12 protein-coding genes are annotated in these 19152 nt (G+C 66.8%); 2 read left to right on the top strand and 10 right to left on the bottom strand.

Going from position 1 to position 19152, the window contains the following annotated elements:
• Positions 1 to 96: 96 nt before the first annotated feature.
• Together addA and addB are read right to left on the bottom strand one after the other, a co-directional pair.
• Positions 97 to 3576: a double-strand break repair helicase AddA gene (gene addA, locus P6U25_RS00360; RefSeq protein WP_407149471.1), complete on the bottom strand. Its 3480-nt coding sequence runs from the start codon at positions 3574 to 3576 to the stop codon at positions 97 to 99.
• The gene (gene addB / locus P6U25_RS00355) at positions 3570 to 6716 is read right to left on the bottom strand and encodes a double-strand break repair protein AddB (RefSeq protein ID WP_407149470.1); all 3147 of its coding nucleotides are present in this window, start codon (positions 6714 to 6716) and stop codon (positions 3570 to 3572) included. Before addB ends, addA begins: the two co-directional genes overlap by 7 nt.
• Before the next feature lie 286 nt (positions 6717 to 7002).
• Between addB and P6U25_RS00350 the strand changes: the two genes are divergently transcribed.
• A complete protein-coding gene (locus P6U25_RS00350) occupies positions 7003 to 8016 on the top strand; it encodes a DUF2891 domain-containing protein (RefSeq protein WP_407149469.1) in 1014 nt (337 codons plus the stop codon).
• 192 nt (positions 8017 to 8208) lie between these two features.
• Here the strand turns inward: P6U25_RS00350 and P6U25_RS00345 are convergent, their stop codons facing one another.
• The 8 genes from P6U25_RS00345 to ubiE all read right to left on the bottom strand — a co-directional run bounded on the left by P6U25_RS00345 (position 8209) and on the right by ubiE (position 18079).
• Entirely contained in the window at positions 8209 to 8931 is a 723-nt protein-coding gene (locus P6U25_RS00345) for a nucleotidyltransferase family protein (RefSeq protein WP_407152711.1), read from the bottom strand.
• A gap of 180 nt (positions 8932 to 9111) precedes the next feature.
• Complete coding sequence (locus tag P6U25_RS00340) at positions 9112 to 9432, bottom strand: PilZ domain-containing protein (protein WP_407149468.1); 321 nt, start codon at positions 9430 to 9432, stop codon at positions 9112 to 9114.
• A gap of 88 nt (positions 9433 to 9520) precedes the next feature.
• A complete protein-coding gene (tsaE, locus tag P6U25_RS00335; RefSeq protein ID WP_407149467.1) occupies positions 9521 to 11044 on the bottom strand; it encodes a tRNA (adenosine(37)-N6)-threonylcarbamoyltransferase complex ATPase subunit type 1 TsaE in 1524 nt (507 codons plus the stop codon).
• Positions 11041 to 13551, bottom strand: a complete 2511-nt coding sequence (locus P6U25_RS00330) for an ATP-binding protein (RefSeq protein ID WP_407149466.1) — start codon at positions 13549 to 13551, stop codon at positions 11041 to 11043. Before P6U25_RS00330 ends, tsaE begins: the two co-directional genes overlap by 4 nt.
• A gap of 263 nt (positions 13552 to 13814) precedes the next feature.
• Positions 13815 to 14222 carry a dUTP diphosphatase gene (gene dut, locus P6U25_RS00325; protein ID WP_407152710.1) on the bottom strand — a complete coding sequence of 136 codons (408 nt, stop codon included), beginning with the start codon at positions 14220 to 14222 and terminating at the stop codon, positions 13815 to 13817.
• A 47-nt stretch (positions 14223 to 14269) separates the two neighbouring features.
• On the bottom strand, positions 14270 to 15694 hold the full coding sequence (coaBC, locus tag P6U25_RS00320; RefSeq protein ID WP_407149465.1) for a bifunctional phosphopantothenoylcysteine decarboxylase/phosphopantothenate--cysteine ligase CoaBC: 1425 nt from the start codon (positions 15692 to 15694) through the stop codon (positions 14270 to 14272).
• Between the two features lie 52 nt (positions 15695 to 15746).
• Complete coding sequence (ubiB, locus tag P6U25_RS00315; RefSeq protein WP_407149464.1) at positions 15747 to 17321, bottom strand: 2-polyprenylphenol 6-hydroxylase; 1575 nt, start codon at positions 17319 to 17321, stop codon at positions 15747 to 15749.
• Complete coding sequence (ubiE, locus tag P6U25_RS00310) at positions 17318 to 18079, bottom strand: bifunctional demethylmenaquinone methyltransferase/2-methoxy-6-polyprenyl-1,4-benzoquinol methylase UbiE (RefSeq protein WP_407149463.1); 762 nt, start codon at positions 18077 to 18079, stop codon at positions 17318 to 17320. Before ubiE ends, ubiB begins: the two co-directional genes overlap by 4 nt.
• A 163-nt stretch (positions 18080 to 18242) precedes the next feature.
• Between ubiE and mutM the strand changes: the two genes are divergently transcribed.
• On the top strand, positions 18243 to 19148 hold the full coding sequence (gene mutM, locus P6U25_RS00305; protein WP_407149462.1) for a bifunctional DNA-formamidopyrimidine glycosylase/DNA-(apurinic or apyrimidinic site) lyase: 906 nt from the start codon (positions 18243 to 18245) through the stop codon (positions 19146 to 19148).
• Positions 19149 to 19152: the final 4 nt, after the last annotated feature.

The following is a 19152-nucleotide window of genomic DNA, read 5'->3' as shown; positions in this document are numbered from 1 at the left end:
AGACAAAAGGCGCGATCGAGAATCGCGCCCGGGGAGCATGAGTGAAACCTATGAACGCCCCCTTGCCGGGTCAAGCTTGGTCACGCCGACCTGACCTTATGCCAGCCCGGCGTCCAGCGCGGAGGCAGAAAGTTCCATGATTTCAGGCGCTTCGGTCCAGAGCAGGGCGGCTCGGACCGGGAGCTGGGGATAAAGCTTGGCGAGCACCGCACGGTACAGCGCGAGCTGCCTGACATAGCCCCTTGGCGCCTCGGCGGCGGTCTTGGGCGGGGTATGGTTGGTCTTGAAATCGACGATCAGAACCTCCTTGGGGGTCACCACCAGCCGGTCGATCTGACCCGAGACCAGTGCCTTCGGTTGACCCGGCCGGCCCAGCCGCCCGACGATCGAGACCTCGGCGCGGCTGCCGGGCCCGAACACCGCCGCGAAGCGCGGGTCCGCGATCAGGGCAAGCACCTGGCCGGCCAGCGCGGTGCGCTCCTCCTCGCTCCAGCCGTCGGCATTGCGCGCGAGATAGCCGAAAGCGGCCTCGCGGCGCCGTTCAATGGCGACATCCGGCAGCGACTGCAGCAGGCGATGCACCAGCGTGCCGCGCTGCAGGGCGCGGGCCCGTGCGACGACCGATTCGCCGGACCGCACATGGTGGCCGTCGCCTTCGGCGGGATCGGAGGGGCGCAGCAGGCCTGATGCGGAGGCTTCAGGCGCGGCGGGAGCGCGCAGCCATGGCGGCAGCACAGTCGGCGCTACCGCGACCGAGGCCGCCGCCCCGGTAGCCTCGGCGCCGTCCTCCGGCCGCGAATAGCGTTTGATCTTGCCGGCCGGCGTCTCGATCTCCTCGAGCTTGAGCCCGGAATTGGCCAGCCCCCTGGTGATCAGGTCGTACCAGGAGGACTTCCGCACCGTGTTCATATTGCCGGGCATACAGCCGCCGACGACCAGCCGGTCCGCGGCGCGCGTCATCGCCACATAGAGCAGGCGGCGATATTCGTCCTCGGTGTCGCCGAGCATCGCCTTGCGCGCGTCGGCGACCCCGGGGGGATCCTCCGCCTTCTTGCCCGCCCACACCACGACACCGGGCGCGTGCGGCGCGGCGTTGCCCTGCGGCAGATGGATCAGCCGCAGGCGCTGCGTGTCGGACGGCGACGTCGTGGTGTCCACGAGGAAGACGACCGAGGATTCCAGGCCCTTGGCGCCATGCACGGTCATGACGCGCACCTCGTCGCGCGAAATCTCCATGTCGCGCTTCACCTCGGTGTCGGCCGCGCGCAGCCACGCTACGAAGCCCTGCAGTGAGGCCGGCGCCTTGCGCTCATAGCCCAGCGCAAGCTCGAGGAATTCGTCGAGCGCGTCATTGGCCTCGTGGCCGAGCCGGCGCAGGATGCGCGCGCGGCCGCCGTCGCCGCCGAGCAGCCAGGCGTAGAATGCGAACGGCGTCTCCTGGGTGAAGCGGCGCTCGCATTGCTCGAGACGCTTCAGCACGTCGGCGAAACGCTCTTCAGTCGGGGCTTGCGCGGCAAGCGCCTCACGCAGCGAGCCATGGCGCTGCCACGCCAGCTTGAACAGATCGTTGTCGGTAAGGCCGAACAGCGGGCTCTTCAGTGCCACCGCGAGCGCAAGATCGTCCTGCGGCAGCAGCAGCGCGTCGGCGAGGTTCATCAGGTCGATGATTGCGATGTGCTCGGTCAGCTTCAGCCGGTCGGCGCCGGCAACCGGGATGCCGGCGTGCTTCAGCGCCTGGATCACCGCATCGAAGGCGTTGCCGCGGCGGCGCACCAGAATCAGCATATCGCCGTAGCGCAACGGACGGCGCGCGCCGGCGCTGCCGGTCATGGTGCCGCTGGCGACGAGGCGTTTGATCTCGGCCTGGATTCGCCGCGCGAGCTTCGCCTCGGGGCTGGTCACCGATACGCCGTCGAACGGCGCGCGCCAGCCCTCGATGTCCTGCCGGTCGTCGGCTTGCGCGAGATCCCAGAGCTCGATCAGGCTCGGGCCGGCGTCGGCCATCGCGTTGTGGATCGGATAGCCGTTCTCGACGGCGTGGATGCTGCGATAGATCTCCTGCTCGCGGAACACATGATCGACGGAGTGCAGGATCGTCGGTCCGGAGCGGAACGAATAGGTGAACGACACCGGATCGAACTTCAGCCCGGCATCCTCGAACCGCCGCTTCAGCTCGCGGCGGCGCAGGTCGAATTCGCGCGGTGCCGCGCCCTGGAAGGAGAAGATCGACTGCTTCTCGTCGCCGACCGCGAACACGGTGCGCACCAGGCCGTCGCGCGCGCCGGCGCCTGAGGTGAACTCCGAGATGATGTGGGCGACAATGTCCCATTGCCGCGGGCTGGTGTCCTGCGCCTCGTCGATCAGCACGTGATCGACGCCGCGGTCGAGCTTGTAGTGCACCCAGCCTGAGGAGACGCGCTCGAGCATCTCCAGCGTCTTGTCGATCAGGTCGTCATAGTCGAGCAGGCCGCGTTCCAGCTTTTCGCGGCGGTAGTGTGCCGCTGCAGCCGTCGCGATATGGATCAGCGCCTCGGTGCGGTCGCGCGCGATCACCGCGCGGCGCCGTTCGACCAGCGGCAGCACGCGGCGGACCTCGGCCTCGAACAGCCGGCCGATCGCGGGATTGTTGTCGCAGAACTTCTTCGTCACCACCGATTTGCGCGGCGTGCGATCGGCATCGGTCAGGAACACGGCAAGATAGGCGTCAACCTGTGCCGCGCCGGTGAACACCAGCGCGTCGCGCAGCCGTGCCGCCTGGTCCTGATCGGACTTGCTGCCGGTGTCGAGGGCGGCCGCGATCTCTTCCCACCCGGTGCGCCTGAGATAGGGTCCGTCGACAATCTCGCGCTCGATATCCTCGATGCGGTCGTCGGGCGACACGCCCAGCGCGGCCGCCATCTGCGCGGCGGCTGCCGCGGCGCTGCCGGCGGTGTCGATCCAGGCCATGAAATGGTCGCGGCTGAGGCAGGCCTCGCGGACCACATCCTTGAAGGTGACGTCGGCGGCGCTCGCCATCGCCGTCATCAGCGCGCGGCCGATTGCGCTATCGGGATTGCGTGAGGCGTCCAGGAACACCGCGAGATTGGCGCGTTCCATCATCTCGTTCTGGTCGCGGTCGTCGAGCACGGCAAACCGCGCCGGCACGTTGGCCTCGAACGGAAACTGCTGCAGCAGCCGGGTGCACAGCGCGTGGATGGTCTGCACCTTCAACCCGCCGGGCGTCTCCAGCGCGCAGGCGAACAGCTTCCGTGCATCACGTCGGAGCTTGGCATTCGGATAGGCGATGCCGGCCTCGCGGATCGCGGCATCGAGCGCGGTGTCGTCCAGCGTCACCCAGTGGCCGAGTGTCGTGAACACCCGCTCGGCCATGTTGGCGGCGGCGGCCTTGGTGAAGGTGATGCAGAGAATCTTTTCCGGCGGCACGCCTGATAGCAGCAGGCGGATCACCCGCTGCACCAGAACGTGGGTCTTGCCCGAGCCGGCATTCGCCGACACGAAGGTGGACGCCTTCGGATCGGACGCGCGCGCCTGTGCGTCGCGCACCGCTGACGGGATGGGGCGGGGTGCCTTCACCATTCCTCGATCCCCAGGCCGCCGGCGGCGGACCATTCCTTGATCCGCGCGAGGTCGTCATAGGCGCCATAGCGGTTCGCCCACATCGAGAGATTCAGCGAAGTGTAGGCCTGCTGCTCGTCGTCGAAGGCGCGGATCAGCGCTTCCAGCTTGTTTCGCGCGCTGTCGGCGGCCTCATCGGGTGGCTGCGGCGTGTCGCTGGGCTTGATCTTCAATTCCAGCGAACGCTGCTCGCCCGGCGGATTGTTGCCGCTCAGCCTGATATAGGCGAGCTCGCCGACCGAGCAGCCGGCGGGGATGTCGGCAAAGCCGCCTTCGCGCAGGATCGCGGCTTCCAAAGTGAGCTGTGGCGACAGGCCCATGCGCACCTGCTTTCCGGTCGGCGGCTGGCCGGTCTTGTAGTCGAGGATCGCAAAGCTGCCGTCGTTTCGCCGCTCGATGCGATCGGCCCGAGCGGAAAGGACGAACGTCCGCTCGTCGTCGAGGGCGATGCCGATCTCGCCGCGGATCTCGGCCTTGATCGCGTCGATATGGCCGCGCCGGGCCTGCTCCCATTCGGCAAACCATGCGGCAATGCGCTGGAAGCGCGGCCACCACAGCGCGCGCGCCTCGGGCCGCTCCATCAGCGGCGCGAAATACTCAGCCCCGATCTCGCGCAGGGTGCGCGTCGTGTCGGCCGGCAGCGCGGCGGCATAGGTTTGCGTGAATTCGCCGAGCGCCTCGTGGATTGCCGAACCGCGGTCGGCCGCAGACAATGGCATGTCGACCGGATCGAGCGGATCGAGCCTCAAGATGTAGCGCGCATAGATGGTGTAGGGATCGCGCAGCCAGTCCTCGATCGCGGTGACGGACATTTTCAGCGGCCGGGCCTCGCGCGGCGGCCGCGGCTCCGGCTGGGCGATCGGCTCGACCTTGTCGGGACGGTCGAGCTCGGCGGCATATTGCACGTAAGTCTCGCCGGCCGCCTTTGCTGTTTTCCAGCGCGCTTCGCCGGCGACCGCTTCCAGCCGATGCAAAAAGCGCGAGGCCACCGCCGGCGCGCCGCCGACCTTGGCCGCATGAGTGAGGATCACCTCGTCATGGCCGAGCAGTTGCGCGAAGTCGTGCGCGGAAAGGCCGATGCGCCGCTCGGGGAGATCGAGCCCGAGCTGGTGCCGCATCGGCCGGCTCAGCCAGGGATCGACCCGCGGCGCCGGCGGCCAGACGCCCTCGACCAGGCCGCCGAGGATGACGCGATCGGATTCGGTGAGACGCGCCTCGAGCTGGCCAAAGATGTTGAGCTGGGCACGCGCGGATTCCGGTCGCCGCACCATGCGGTCGGCGAACGCGGTCTGGAACACCTCCGGATAGTCGGCAAGCGGCGTCACCAGGCCGCTCGGCTGCTGCTTGGCGAGCAGGTCGTCGAATGCCGATGCCAGCACGCCGCCGGCGCGATCCTCGAACACGACCGCGACGCCGTGCTGGTCGCAGGACAGCGCCATCAGCACATCGCGATGCCGCGAGGCCAGTTCGGCGAAATCGTGGGGCCTCGACGATGCCATGCCCTCGAGCGGCGCCAGCGCGGCCTGGAGTTTCGCGATCAGGCCCTGCGCCTGGTTGAGGTCGTGATCGCGCAGCCGTGCGCGCTGCTCCGCAACGTGCAGCGACGAGGTCTCGCCGTTGCGGAGCTTTGTCAGCTCGGCGCGGAAGCGCTCGAAATCGCGCGCCAAGCCGCCGGAGCCCGCTTGCGGCCGCGTGCCGCGCAATACGGCGAGTTCCAATACTTCGACCGCGCGCTTCAGCGCGCCCTGTGCGCCGCCGAGCCGGAACAGCGGATGCTTGAGCAGCGCGAGCAGCGTCGGCGGCTCCAGCCCGTTTGCCGCCGCTTCTGCACTGAGGCGGGCGAACACGCCGGGCGAGGTCTCCATCAGCGCATCGCCGCCGGAATCGTCGAACTCCAGATTCCAGCGCGTCAGCGACGCCATCACGCGGCGCGCCAGCGCGCGGTCCGGTGTCACCAGCGCAGCCGACTTGCCGAGATGCCGCGCCTCGCGCATCGCCACCGCGATCGCCAGCGCCTCCATCTCCGGATTCGGCGCCTCGACCACGGTTAGGTTGGTCATCCCGGCGGTGACGCGCGCAGCGATCTCGGGCCGTTCCAGCCGGTCGTGCCATTGCGCGGTCGCGGTCGACGGGCGCATTGTCTCCGACACCAGCACCTCGCGTCCCTGCGGCGCCGCTTCGGCAAGGTTCTCCACGTCGCGGCGCTTGATGCCGAAGCGGTCGAGCAGCGCGTGCATCGCGAATTGCGGATGGTTCGAGGACGGCGGCGTGGTGAACCTGCCCTCGTCGTTGCGCTCGCCGCCGATCGTGTCCCAGGACTCCTCGTCGAGATCGGTGTCGAGTCCGGGCAGCACCACGGCGCCGTTCGGGAGCTTCGCCACCGCGTGCAGGAATTTTGCGGTCGCCGGCATCGAGCCGGTGGAACCGGCTGCGATCACCGGGCCTGCGTGATGCGCGGTGAGCCGTGCCGCTTCCGCCTCGATCAACAGGTCGCGGCGTGCCGCCGGCTCGATCCGTCCAATCTCCTTCAGGTAGTTCGGCCAGGCGTCGCGCGCGATGCGCAGGAACTCGAGCGAGTGCTGCCAGTATTTGTCGAGCTGGTCCGGCACCAGCCGGTCGAGCTCGCGCCAGTCGACGCCGCGCGTCACCATGTCGTCCATCAGTCGCGCGAGGTCGCCGGCGAGCTGCAAGGTCGAGGCCGGACCGCCGACCACCAGCGGCGAGGACACCGGCGTCTTCGCCCAGGCCGCGACCAGATGGGCCAACGTCAGGCGGCGTTCGAGCTCGCCGAGCTTTGGTGGAATGTCCAGTGGCGCGGCGCCGCCGACATCGTCCGACTGGTCCGCAAACGCGAGCTCGTCTTCATCGATGTCGCCGAGCGCGACGATGCGCGGCAGCACCGCGGCGTCGGCGTCGAGTACGTCGAGAAACACCTCGCGCGCCAGCCGTCCGGCGCGCCGCGTCGGCAGGTACAGCGTGGCATTGGCGAGCCTCGCCGGATCGTTCCGTGCCTCGAATCCCGCGACCAGCCGTCCCTCGACCAGGGCCGAGATGACGGTGCGCAGGAACGGTGCGGAGATGGGAACGCTGAAGACGCGCATGGGCTGCCTGATTCGGAATCAGGCGCCAATATAGCGAGCCGCAACCGCCTCCGCCGCACGGGTGAGGCGGCGCTCGTCCATCAGTGCTTCGAAGGCGACCAGTAGGTTGAGATCGACGGCCGGCAAATTCATGAAAACAATAATGCATGCATAGATAATCTATTTCAACAATGATCTACAGGCCGCACGGTTGCTCCGCGACGTTCGCAGCGACGCAGTGTCCTATCTAGGTGACACCGTGCCTGATCGAGGTCATTGGTTGGCGCAGGCGAAAGGAGAATGCTTCATGGGTGCCCCAATTCTCACCGAAGAGCTCGCCGTCCGCTTTGCCCGTATCGCGCTCGGCCATGTCAGGCGCGAATACCCGAACAAGCCGGATCATGTGCTGGCGGGACCGGACGACGCGCGCACGCCGCGCGCGCTGCATCCGGTGTTCTACGGCAGCTACGACTGGCACTCCTGCGTGCACAGCTACTGGATGCTCGCGCGGCTGCTGCGCCGGCATCCGAGGTCAGAAGCCGCGGATGATATTCGCGCCCTGTTCGATGAGCAGTTCGTTGCGGAGAAGGTCGCCGCGGAATGCGCCTATCTCGCGGCCCCCACCGCGCGCGGCTTCAAGCGACCCTATGGCTGGGGCTGGCTGTTGAAGCTCGCGGCTGAACTCTCGGTGCTCGACGAGCGCCGATGGCGCGAACGAATTGCCCCTCTTGCCGAGATTTTTGCGCAACGCTTTCGCGATTTCCTGCCGCTCGCCACCTATCCGGTGCGGGTCGGCACGCATTTCAACACCGCGTTTGGCCTGCGCATGGCCGCCGACTACGCGGCCGCGACAGACGACGCCGCGTTGAGCTTCCTGCTGCGTGAGACCGCACTGCGCTGGTACGGCCTCGATGAAGACTGTCCCGCCTGGGGCGAGCCAAGCGGCGACGACTTCCAGTCTTCCGCGCTGATCGAAGCGGAATGCATGCGTCGCGTGCTGACGCCCGACGCATTCCTGTCCTGGTTCGACCGCTTCCTGCCACGGCTTGCACAGCACGAACCTGCGACATTGTTCCGGCCAGCCACCGTCACGGACCGCACCGACGGCAAGATCGCCCATCTCGACGGGCTCAATCTCAGCCGCGCATGGTGCTGGCGTGCGCTTGCCGAAGCACTGCCCGAAGCGGATGCCCGCCGCCCGATCCTGCAGGATGCCGCACGCCGCCACCTCGACGTCGGACTGCCGCATATCGCCGGCGACTATATGGGCGAACACTGGCTGGCGAGCTTCGCCGTTCTCGCCATCGATGATGACGGCTGACCTTGTGGCCTTTTCGGTTGACCTCTCCCCATCGGGGAGAGGTCGGATTGCATCGTCAGATGCAATCCGGGTGAGGGCCCTTGCGCTCTCGATAGACCATAACCTCTCACCCGATTTGCTGCGCAAATCGACCTCTCCCAAGGGAGAGGTGGCCTCCGCCGCTGTTTCAGATCAAGCTGATCTCATCGTGTTCTACGCGACGCTTTCCAGGTACGCCTCTTCCGCGGCCTGGATCGCATCGGGAGTTCCGACATGCATCCAGACGCCGTCGAGGCGCAGCCCGAACAGCCGTTCCCGCTCGTTGGCGCGGTCGAACATCTTGGTCAGCGAGAACTCGCCGGCGGGCGCATCGGCAAACAACGCCGGCGACATGATTGCCGCGCCCGCATAGACGAACGGCACCACCTGGTTCTCGCGCCGCTTGCGCAGCGCGCCGTCAGGCAGCATCGCATAATCACCGCGGCCGCTATAGCCGATGCTCGAGGCAGTCGGCGCCATCAGGAGCAGGATATCCATCCGCGCCGGGTCGAAGGTTTCCGCCAGCCGCGCCAGGTTGGAGCGCACGCCATCGATCCACATCGTGTCGGAGTTGACGTGGAAGAACGGCGCATCGCCGAGCTGCGGCAACGCCTTGACGACCGCGCCGCCGGTGCCGAGCACCTGGTCGCGCTCGTCGGAGATGATCACGCGCGGGCGGCTGCGCGTCTTGACGTGATCGATGATCTGGTCGGGCAGATAGTGCACATTGACGACGGCCTCAACGACGCCGGCGCCGGCGAGCTTGTCGAGCACATGGTCGAGCAGCGGCTGGCCGGCCACGCTCACCAGCGGCTTCGGCTTCGTGTTGGTGAGCGGGCGCATGCGCACGCCGAGGCCGGCGGCGAGCACCATGGCTCTATGGGGGGTGACGGACATCTTCCGGACGTTCTCGGTCATGATCTCTCTGCGCCGATCATATCATGGCGATTCGGCAGGCACATCGATCAAACGCCATAGTCATCGGACATGACGGCCATAAGACGTCGATGGCGACCGGAACCCTTGTTTGAGCATGATCTTGTCGGAAAACCGGTCTCCACTTTTCCGGATCATGCTCTAAGCTTCGGCAGCCTGCGTGCCGCGTTTGGTCATTTTTTTCTTTTTGTCGCCTTGCTTCAGAAAATTGACGCCGATCTGGTCGCCGTTGACCCATGCCAGCTCGCAGCGGCGATAGGCCAATCCTGTGGACGACAGCAGCAGAAAGAATTCCTTCAGGTGCAGGCCCTCGATCGAGCCCTCGACGGTGAGCTTGGCTCCCGTCTCGGACACGTCCTCCATGACGCAGTCGCGCCGCCAGGTGCCGTCGATGCCCATCATGAACGCCGCAATGCCGCGCTCGAATGTGACACGATCGCCCCTGCGTCGTTCCGTCGCCATCGTGTGGTCCTGCTCCCGATGCGGCCGTCCCAGACACAGCGCACAGCCAGCGCAACCTTATTCGGTCGACGGCTAACAACCGGTAAACCTACGGTACCGGAGGAGGGACATTGGCCGCGTACCAGTCGCGGAGCGGCGCGAGCGACGGGTGAGCCAGCGACCGGTTGAGGTAGGTCCAGATCCGCGGCTGGTGCTTCAAATAATGCGGCTTGCCGTCACGCCCGTTGAGTCGGGCGAAGGTGCCGAGCAGGCGCGTGTTCCGCTGCGCCGACATGATCGCATAGAGCGTGGCGAAATCGGCCGGATCGAAGCTCTCGTCGGTCACCCGTCGCGCCTTGATGTAGCGGGTGAGAAGTGAAAGCTCGAGCTGCTCGGGCACTTCGATCCGTGCATCCTGCAGCAGCGACACCACGTCATAGGCGGCAGGACCAAGCAGCGCGTCCTGAAAGTCGATGATGCCGACCCGCAGGAGTCCGGTGCGTTCGGCCAGCCAGATGATATTCGGCGAATGGAAGTCGCGGATCACCCAGGTCTTCGGCGCCGCGGCGGGCTTCTCCAGCAACGCGCGCCACATCTCGAGGAATTCGGCGCGTAGCGCATCGCTTGGCTTGACGCCGCGGGCGGGCATGTACCATTCGAGCATCAGCCCGATTTCGATCAGCCAAGCGTCGACATCGAACACCGGCATGTCGTAGCTCGTGTCGGCTGTCAGCGGCAGCCTCGTCGGCAGCACCTCGCGATGTAGCGCCGCCAGCACGTCGGTCGCGGCTTCGTAGCGCTCGACGATCGGCCGCGGTGGATCGCCCTCGACCACGCCGGCATTGCCGAAATCCTCGGTGATGAGAAATCCGGACTCGAGATCGGTATGCCGGATCGCGGGCGCGGAAAAGCCCTGCTTACGTAGGCCGTTTCCGATCGCGACGAATGGCCTGACATCTTCGGCGAGATGCACGGCCGCGCTATAGGATTTGCCGTTGTAGATCGGCGGGCCATCGGGACGCCGCGGCGAGTTCATCAGGATGACGCTGCCCTGCTCAGTGCGCAGCCGCGCGTAGGAGCGGGTCGAGGCGTCGCCGGGCATGCGCTCGCGCTTGGCGCTGAGATAGCCGGCCCCGTCGAGGAACTGGCGCAGCAGCTTGAGCCGTGTGACCTTGGCTGCGCCCTTGCCATGGCCGGTGATCTCGGCCGCGCGGGCGGTCGATCCCAGCGCCGGGCGATGGCTGAACGCGATGTCGATGCGGTCGTCGGGCAGAGCATCCGGCGCGCGCTCGGGCCACTCGATCAGCGCCACGATGTCGTCCGGCAGCGGCGACAGCCCGATCTCCTCGAGCTCGCTCGCATCGTTGATGCGGTAGAGATCGGCATGGATCAGGGGGAACGAGGGCAGCTCGTAGCTCTGCGCCAGCGTGAACGTCGGGCTCGGCACTTCCAGCGTGTCGTCGGCGGCGAGATAGCGGATCAGTGCGCGGGCGGCGGCAGTCTTGCCGGCGCCGAGGTCGCCCGACAGCGTGATCACGTCGCCGGCGCCGATCAGCAGCGCGAGATCGGCCATCAGCTCGGCCGTCGCGGCTTCGTTCGCGAGCGCGACCGGGAATGTGGAGATCGCGATCATTCAGCGGCGTTGCGATGTGCGGTCTGGTCGACGGGGAAGTCGCAGGTCACGGTCGTGCCCTTGCCGACGGTGGAATCGACGCGCACCCGGCCGCCATGCAGCTCGACGAAGGAGCGCACCAGCGACAAGCCGAGCCCGGCGCCGCGATGCCGCGAGCCGTGGGAATGGCTCTCGAACCAGTTGAACACCTTGTCCTTCATCTCCGGCGGAATGCCCGGGCCGGCGTCGGTCACCGCGAATACCACGCTGTGCTCGTTCCGCCGCGCGCTGATCGTGACGGTGGCATCGTGCGGCGAGAAGCCGACGGCATTGGCGAGCAGGTTATAGAGCACCTGCACCACGCGCCGCTCGTCGCCGATGAAGCCGCCGATATTGGGCGCGATATCGACCCTGAGCGCGATCCGGTCGGTCGCAAGCCTGTCCTGGATGCCTTCGGCGGCCGCCTCGATCGCCCGGGCGATATTGATGGGGCCGAGCTCGAGCTTCATCGCACCGGCGTCGATGGTGGCGAGATCGAGGATGTTGTTGGTCAGCGCCAGCAGCGCGTTGGTCGATTTGGTGACGTAGTCGAGATATTCGGCCTGCTTCGGCGTCAGCGGTCCGGTCGAGGGATCGCTGAGGAAATGCGCGAAGCCGATAATGGTGGTGAGCGGCGCGCGCAGCTCGTAGGACACGTGGTGGACGAAATCCACCTTCATCTGGTCGGCGGCTTCCAATGCCTCGTTGCGCTCGCGTAGCGCGCGCTCGACATTCTCGGTGTCGGTGATGTCCTGGAAGGTGAGCAGCGTCGCGCCGTCGGGCAGCGGGATCGTCATGCAGTCCAGCACACTGCCGTCCTTGCGCTCGAGCTTGAGCGCCACCTGCGCGCGGTTCTCGATCGCGGTGATCGATTCGCGCAAGGTCCGCCAGGTCCGCGGATCGTCATAGAGCGGCTTGCAGAGCGCTTCGACCGCCTCGATATGCGGCTCGCCGTTCAGCGCATCGGCCGACAGCTTCCACATCCTGGCAAAGGCCGGATTGAACAGTTGCGCGCGGCCGTTGCTGCCGAACACCGCCACCGCCTCGGCGAGGTTGTCGAGCGTTTCACGCTGCACCCGCGTCAGGCCGTCATAGCGGCGCGCGAGGTCGAGGCTCTCGGTGACATTGTCGAACAGGTAGGTGACGCCGCCCTCGAGGTTCGGTGTGGTGACGACGCTGACCGCGCGCCCGTCGGGCAGGAACCAGGTGTAGGTCTCGGATTCGACCGCGCGATAGGCCTCGTGCAGCTTGGCCTTCCAGGCGCGGAAGTCGGGCTGCTCGGGCAGCTTGCGGTTGGCGCGGAGCCGGTCGAGGATGCTGGAGTCGTCGGGATTGCTGTCGAGGAAGGCCTGATCGAGGCCCCACAGCCGGCGGTAGGATTCGTTGTAGAAGGTGAGCCGCCGGTTGGCATCGAACACGGCGACACCCGAGGACAATTGGTCGAGGGTGCGCCGGTGCGCTTCGACCATCCGCGTCAGTGCGGCGCGCAGCGCCGCGGCCTCACTGGCGTCGATCGCGATGCCCGCGCTGCCGCTGCCGAGCTTGAGCGCCTGCACGTCGTAGATCCGCCGCTCGCCGCTGACCACGATCGGCAGCCGCGCGGCATAGTTCGCATTGTCGTTCAGGGCGCGCGCCAGTTCGGTGCGCTGCTCGCTCTCGAGCAGCTCGAGATTGCGTTGCAGCGCATCCGCGACGCTCTTGCCTTCGGTGGCGCGGACATAGGCCGCGTTGGCGTAGCGCAGATTGCCCTCGAGGCTCTTGGCCCAGATCGGCCAGGGCGCGGCCGCGGCGAACTCGCGCAGCAGCTCGGTCTCCTCCTGTAGCGCCTTGAAGCGCAGGTTCGATTCGGCGAGCTCGCGGCGCAGGCCGCCGAGCTCGCGGATCCGCACGATGGCCTGCCCGCCGATCGCGCGACCCATCGCCTCGATGCCGCGCCCGGCTGATGTCGAGAGGTTGAGCAGGAACGGCTCGCCCTTCTCGCGCAGCGCGTCGACGGCGCGATCCATCTGCAGCGCCGGCTCGGGCGGCAGCCAGGTTCCGAAGGCGAGGATGCGCTGCGGCGATGCCTCCTGCGACATCACCAGCGAGATGTCGCCGCTGATCTGCGGGCGGTTATCGCCGGCGGCCCAGGAAATCAGCACCTGCGGCTCGGTGAACAAAAGTGCGCGCAGCCGATCCGACTGTGACTGCAGGTCCGCGATCTCCGAGCGCAGTTGCTCTTCACTCCTGGTCGCGCGCAACCGGGTGCGCATCAGCAGGATCGCGGCAACCACGGAAAAGCCGACCAGCGCAAACGACGTCGCGAGAACCGCGACTTCCTGGTGATTGAGGCCGAAATGATCCGACATCGCCTGGACCAGGTATGATTCGGAGGCGAAGGCCGAGCGCGCCGGCAACAATGCAGTAGCGGCGAGTCCAATCATGCCGTCGCGCGCCAGTGAGGTGCATGACAGCAGGGTTCGACGCATCGCCGCGACTACGCCCGACATATGTTGCCCCAGAACGCACAACTCCCAGGCATGAGCCGGAGACCGGTCTTCCTTCGCGACAAACGCGTGGCGTTCGCGCGAGGATCATGCCCAAGCAGGACCAGAAAGCCCGACGAAGACCCCCCGTCGTGCTCGAATCAAGGCAGAATAGTCCCAACCGGACTCGACGAGTAAGAGTCCAGACCGTGAACGCAAAATCCGCTGTGAAAAAATGCGCCGGCAGGACGAGTTTTAGGCGAAATGGCTCGGTATCCGCGCGGATGCTAGCGCCCGGTCGAGCCGAATCCACCGCTGCCGCGCGCGGTTGCAGGCAGCACGTCGACTGGAACCAGTTCCGCCCGGGTCACGGGCGCGATCACCATCTGCGCGATGCGTTCGCCGCGCCGGATCGAAAACGCCTTCTCACCGTGATTGATGAGCAGCACGTTGATCTCGCCACGATAGTCGGCGTCGATCGTGCCGGGCGAGTTCAGCACCGTGATGCCGTACTTGGCGGCAAGCCCCGAGCGCGGCCGCACCTGAGCTTCGTAACCCGGGGGCAGCGCAATGGTCAGCCCGGTCGGGATCATCTCGTATCGCCCGGGCAGCAGGATCAGGGGCGCCGACCGCGGCACGGCCGCCAGCAGATCGAGCCCAGCCGCGTCAGCCGTCTGATAGATCGGCAGCAGCATATCGGCGCCGTGCGGAAGCTGGTGGACTTCAACCTTGATGACGGCGCTCACGATGTCGCTCCTACGGTTCTTGCGATGCGCGACACCAGGGCGGCCGCGACCTCTTCCTTGGTCATGACAGGCCAGGAATCGATCGTCACCTCCTTGCCTTCGCGCGCCAGCAGATGAACGGTATTACGGTCACCGCCCATCACGCCGGTCGCGGGCGAGACGTCGTTGGCGACGATCCAGTCACAGCCCTTGCGCGCGAACTTCGCCTTGGCATTCTCGATCAGGTGCTCGGTTTCGGCGGCGAAGCCGATCACCAGCGGCGGCCGCTTGTCCTTCAGCTTCGAGATCGTGGCGAGGATGTCGGGGTTCTCGACAAGCTGCAGCGGCGGCATGCCGGCCGCGGTCTTCTTCAGTTTCTGCGCACCCTCATTGGCGACGCGCCAGTCGGCGACGGCCGCAGCGAAGATCGCGACATCGACCGGCAGCGCCGCCTCGACCCGGTGCAGCATGTCGCGCGCGGATTCCACGCGCATCACGGATACGCCGGCCGGATCGGGCAGCTCGACTGGACCGGAGACCAGCACGACGTCGGCGCCGGCCGCCCGTGCGGCCGCGGCGATGGCAAAGCCCTGTTTGCCGGAGGAGCGGTTGGCGATGTAGCGGACCGGATCGATCGCCTCATGGGTCGGGCCCGCGGTGATCAGCACCCGCTTGCCGGTCAGTGGACGCGGCTGCGGCGGTCGCAGCATGTGGTCGGCTGCGGCGGCGATCTCGGTCGGCTCGGCCATCCGCCCGACGCCGGCTTCGCCGGCTTCCGCCATCTCGCCGGCGTTGGGGCCGACGGTGTGAATGCCATCGCGGCGGAGCTGCAGCACGTTGCGGCGGGTGGCCGGATTGTTCCACATCAGCGGATTCATCGCCGGCGCGAGCAGGATCGGCCGGTTGGCCGCGAGCAGGATGGCGCTGGCGAGATCGTCGGCATGGCCATGCGCCATCTTGGCCATCAGGTCTGCGGTTGCCGGCGCCACCACGATCAGATCGCACTCGCGCGCCAGCCGGATGTGGCCGGCGTCGAACTCGCTCTCGGCATCGAACAGATCGGTATAGACCTGCTCGTGCGACAGCGCGCTGGCCGCGAGCGGAGTGACGAATTGCTGGGCCGCCTTGGTCAGCACGCAGCGGACCTGGATGCTCCGCTCCTTGAGCCGCCGGATCAGGTCCAGCGCCTTGTAGGCCGCGATCCCGCCGCCGATGATCAGGGTCACGCGGGGCTCGCCAGCCGTGTCGGTGGCGCGTGGGGCAGGAGCGGGGTCTTTGGCAGGGATTGTGAGAGCCGCTTCAGCGGCCTCCGCACGGCCGTCCGCGAGCTCCCGGAGGATCACCCGGACCTCCTCCTCGACCGACCGTCCGTTCTTGGCGGACCGCAGCCGCAGATAGGCCTTCAGCGTGTCGTCGAGCTTGCGGATGGTCAGGCTCGCCATGGCATGCCTCTAAATGTGATATCAATGATATCACGGGATGAATGCATTGCAATCACAGTCCTCGGACGCTGAAAAGGATTCCGATCAGGGCGAGGGCGATGACCCAGAGCCCGACGGTCTGCAGCCGCGCCTTGCGGGCCTCGGCGCGGGCCATTTCGTCGATGGTATCCGACGAAAGCATGTGGCCTTCGCGGGTCATGGTTTCCAACTGCTCGAGCACCGTCATGGCGCGGGTGGCGATGGAAGGCAGATTGGCGATGACGCGGCCGAGCTCGCCCGCGCCGGACATCGCGCCCTGGATGCGGCCGAGCGGGCCGAGATTCTGCGTGATCCATTCGCGCACCACGGGATCGGCGATCTTCCAGATGTCGAGCTTGGGGTCGAAGCCGCGCGCCACGCCCTCGACCACCACCATGGTCTTCTGCAACAGGATCAGTTCGGGCCGCGTCTGCATGTCGAACAGGCCGGTGACCTCGAGCAGCAGGGTCAACAGCTTTGCCATCGAGATTTCCTCGGCGGTCCGGTTGTGGATCGGCTCGCCGATCGCGCGAATCGCCTGCGCGAAATTCTCCACCGAGTGGTGACCCGGCACGTAGCCGGCCTCGAAATGCACCTCGGCGACGCGGCGGTAGTCGCGGGTGATGAAGCCGAGCAGGATCTCGGCAAGGAAGCGCCGCTCCTTCAGCCCGAGCCGCCCCATGATGCCGAAATCCACCGCAACCAGGCGGCCGGTCTCGTCGAGGAACAGATTGCCGGGATGCATGTCGGCATGGAAGAAGCCGTCGCGCAGCGCGTGGCGCAGGAAGCTCTGGATCACCTTGCGGCCGAGATCGGGCAGATCGACGTTGGCCTGCGCGAGCCGCGCGTGATCGTTCAGCGCGATGCCGTCGATCCACTCCATCGTCAGAACGTTGTGGGTGGTGCGGTCCCAGTCGACCGCCGGCACGCGGAAATCCGGATCGTCGTTGGTGTTCTCCGCCATCTCGGACAGCGCGGCCGCTTCTAGCCGCAGGTCCATCTCCATCGCGACCGAGCGCGACATCGTGTTGATGACCTCGATCAGCCGCAGCCGCCGCGCTTCGGCGGAATGCGCCTCGGCATTGCGCGCGACGAAGAAGAAATCGCTCAAGTCACGGTGGAAGCGTGCGGCGACGTTCGGCCGTAGCACCTTGACCGCGACCTGGCGCCGGACGCCGTTTCGCTCGACCTCGCCGCGATGCACCTGGGCGATCGAGGCGGCGGCAACCGCAGGTCCCAGGCGGACGAAGACTTGCGACAGCGGCCGCTCCAGCGATTGCGTGATCACGGCCTCGGCTGCCTCTTGCGAGAATGGCGGCAGCCGGTCTTGCAGGCTTTCGAGATCGCGCGCCATCACGACGCCGACCACGTCGGGCCGGGTGGCGAGGAATTGTCCGAGCTTGAGATAGGCGGGCCCGAGCCGGGTCAGCGCGCGCGACAGCCGCGGGCCGGACTTGGCGGAGCGGCGTTCGATCAGCCGCGCCAGCTTTAGCGCGAGTTGTCCGGGCGGCGGCACCAGCGACGGATCGACGACGCCGAACACGCCCTCGCGCGCAAACACGAAACCGGCGCGGGCGAGGCGCGCGATGTGGGACAGTGCAGAGATCACAAACGCCAGCCCGAATGCAACGCCACGATGCCGCCGGAGAGGCTCTGCCACTTCACGCGCGAAAAGCCGGCGGCGCCGATCATGTCGGCGAACGCGCCGGGCCGCGGGAATTTGCGGATCGACTCGACGAGATATTGATAGGATTCGGCATCGCCGGTGACGGCGCGGCCGAGCGGCGGGATCACCTTGAAGGAGAACAGGTCGTAAAGCCGGTCGAGGCCCGGCACGTCGACGGTGGAGAATTCCAGGCACAGGAAGCGGCTGCCGGGCCGCAGCACACGATAGGCTTCGCGAAGCGCGAGGTCGATCCGCGGCACATTGCGGATACCGAACGCGATCGTGTAGGCGTCGAACGAACGGTCGGCGAAGGCCAGCGTTTCGGCATTGCCCTCGACGAACGACACGCGATCGTCGAGATGCTGCTTGGTGGCGCGCTCGCGGCCCACCGCCAGCATCTCGCCATTGATGTCGCAGACGGTCGCGTGGAAACCCGCGCCCCCCGCCTTGGCGGCACGGAATGCGATATCGCCGGTGCCGCCGGCGACGTCGAGCAGTGCGAACGGCGCGTCGCCCCTCGGTGGATTGAGCGTCGTGATCATGATGTCCTTCCAGACCCGGTGCAGGCCCGCCGACATCAGATCGTTCATCAAGTCGTAGCGCTGCGCGACGCTGTGAAACACGTCGTTCACCAGCGTCTGCTTGTCGCCCAGGGGGACGTCCCTGAAGCCGAAATGGGTGGTTTGATCCGGCCGATCCATCAACTCACAACTCTTACCCGTTTTGGTCGCGTTTTCTTCACGCGAACCGGTGTCATCCCGCATCACGTGCGGGACAGGCTCCGCTCGAAAACGCTCCAGCCAAACCATAGCGCGGCGGCCGCAATGGCGCTATCACGTCACTTCCAAAAGGTGAATGCCTGCTATGCCGGAATTACCCGAAGTCGAGACCGTCCGCCGCGGCCTGCAACCGGCCATGGAAGGGGCAAAAATCCTCAAGGCCGAAGCCCGTCGCAAGGATCTGCGGTTTCCCTTTCAAAAAGACTTCGTGGCCCGGCTCGAAGGCCAGACCGTGACCGGGCTCGGCCGCCGCGCCAAATACCTCATGGCGGACCTGACCTCCGGCGATGTGCTGCTGATGCATTTGGGCATGTCGGGTTCGTTCCGGGTGCTGAAGGGGACGGGCGCGGCCACGCCGGGACAATTCCACCATCCTCGCAGCGAGGATCGTGCGCATGATCACGTGGTGTTCCACATGTCGTCGGGGGCGGCTGTCGTCTTCAACGATCCGCGCCGCTTCGGCTACATGAAGATCATCGCCCGCAACGCGATCGAGGACGAGCCGCTTCTGAAGGGGCTGGGACCCGAGCCGCTCGGCAATGAATTCGACGCGGCGATGCTGGCGCGATCCTGCCACAACAAGAAGACCAGCCTGAAGGCGGCGCTGCTCGACCAGCGCGTGGTCGCGGGACTCGGCAACATCTATGTCTGCGAGGCGCTGTTTCGTGCGCATCTGTCGCCGCGGCGCCTGGCCGCGACGCTCGCGACCAAGGCCGGACAACGCAAGGGCGTTGCCGGGGGCGAGCCCACCGACCATGCGCGGCGGCTGGTCGATGCGATCCATCAGGTGCTCAACCAGGCGATCAAGGCCGGCGGCTCGTCGATCAGCGATCACAGGCTCACCAACGGTGATCTCGGCTACTTCCAGCACTCGTTCCAGGTCTACGACCGCGAAGGCGAGACATGCTGCACATCGGGCTGCGACGGCATCGTCAGGCGCTTCACCCAGAACGGCCGTTCGACGTTCTGGTGCCCGAAGTGCCAGAAGTAGCGTG

This window comes from Bradyrhizobium sp. ORS 86 (assembly GCF_045571475.1).
Lineage (GTDB): Bacteria > Pseudomonadota > Alphaproteobacteria > Rhizobiales > Xanthobacteraceae > Bradyrhizobium.
This window is presented reverse-complemented; position numbering and strand designations above follow the sequence as displayed.

Excerpts from the sequence above, each read along its gene's own strand:
- coaBC (WP_407149465.1), bottom strand. The coding sequence starts at position 15,694 with ATGGCGAGCCTGACCATCCGCAAGCTCGACGACACGCTGAAGGCCTAT.
- addA (WP_407149471.1), bottom strand. The coding sequence starts at position 3,576 with ATGGTGAAGGCACCCCGCCCCATCCCGTCAGCGGTGCGCGACGCACAG.
- mutM (WP_407149462.1), top strand. The coding sequence starts at position 18,243 with ATGCCGGAATTACCCGAAGTCGAGACCGTCCGCCGCGGCCTGCAACCG.
- P6U25_RS00345 (WP_407152711.1), bottom strand. The coding sequence starts at position 8,931 with ATGTCCGTCACCCCCCATAGAGCCATGGTGCTCGCCGCCGGCCTCGGC.
- ubiE (WP_407149463.1), bottom strand. The coding sequence starts at position 18,079 with ATGGATCGGCCGGATCAAACCACCCATTTCGGCTTCAGGGACGTCCCC.
- P6U25_RS00350 (WP_407149469.1), top strand. The coding sequence starts at position 7,003 with ATGGGTGCCCCAATTCTCACCGAAGAGCTCGCCGTCCGCTTTGCCCGT.
- P6U25_RS00330 (WP_407149466.1), bottom strand. The coding sequence starts at position 13,551 with ATGTCGGGCGTAGTCGCGGCGATGCGTCGAACCCTGCTGTCATGCACC.
- P6U25_RS00340 (WP_407149468.1), bottom strand. The coding sequence starts at position 9,432 with ATGGCGACGGAACGACGCAGGGGCGATCGTGTCACATTCGAGCGCGGC.
- dut (WP_407152710.1), bottom strand. The coding sequence starts at position 14,222 with ATGCTGCTGCCGATCTATCAGACGGCTGACGCGGCTGGGCTCGATCTG.
- addB (WP_407149470.1), bottom strand. The coding sequence starts at position 6,716 with ATGCGCGTCTTCAGCGTTCCCATCTCCGCACCGTTCCTGCGCACCGTC.
- tsaE (WP_407149467.1), bottom strand. The coding sequence starts at position 11,044 with ATGATCGCGATCTCCACATTCCCGGTCGCGCTCGCGAACGAAGCCGCG.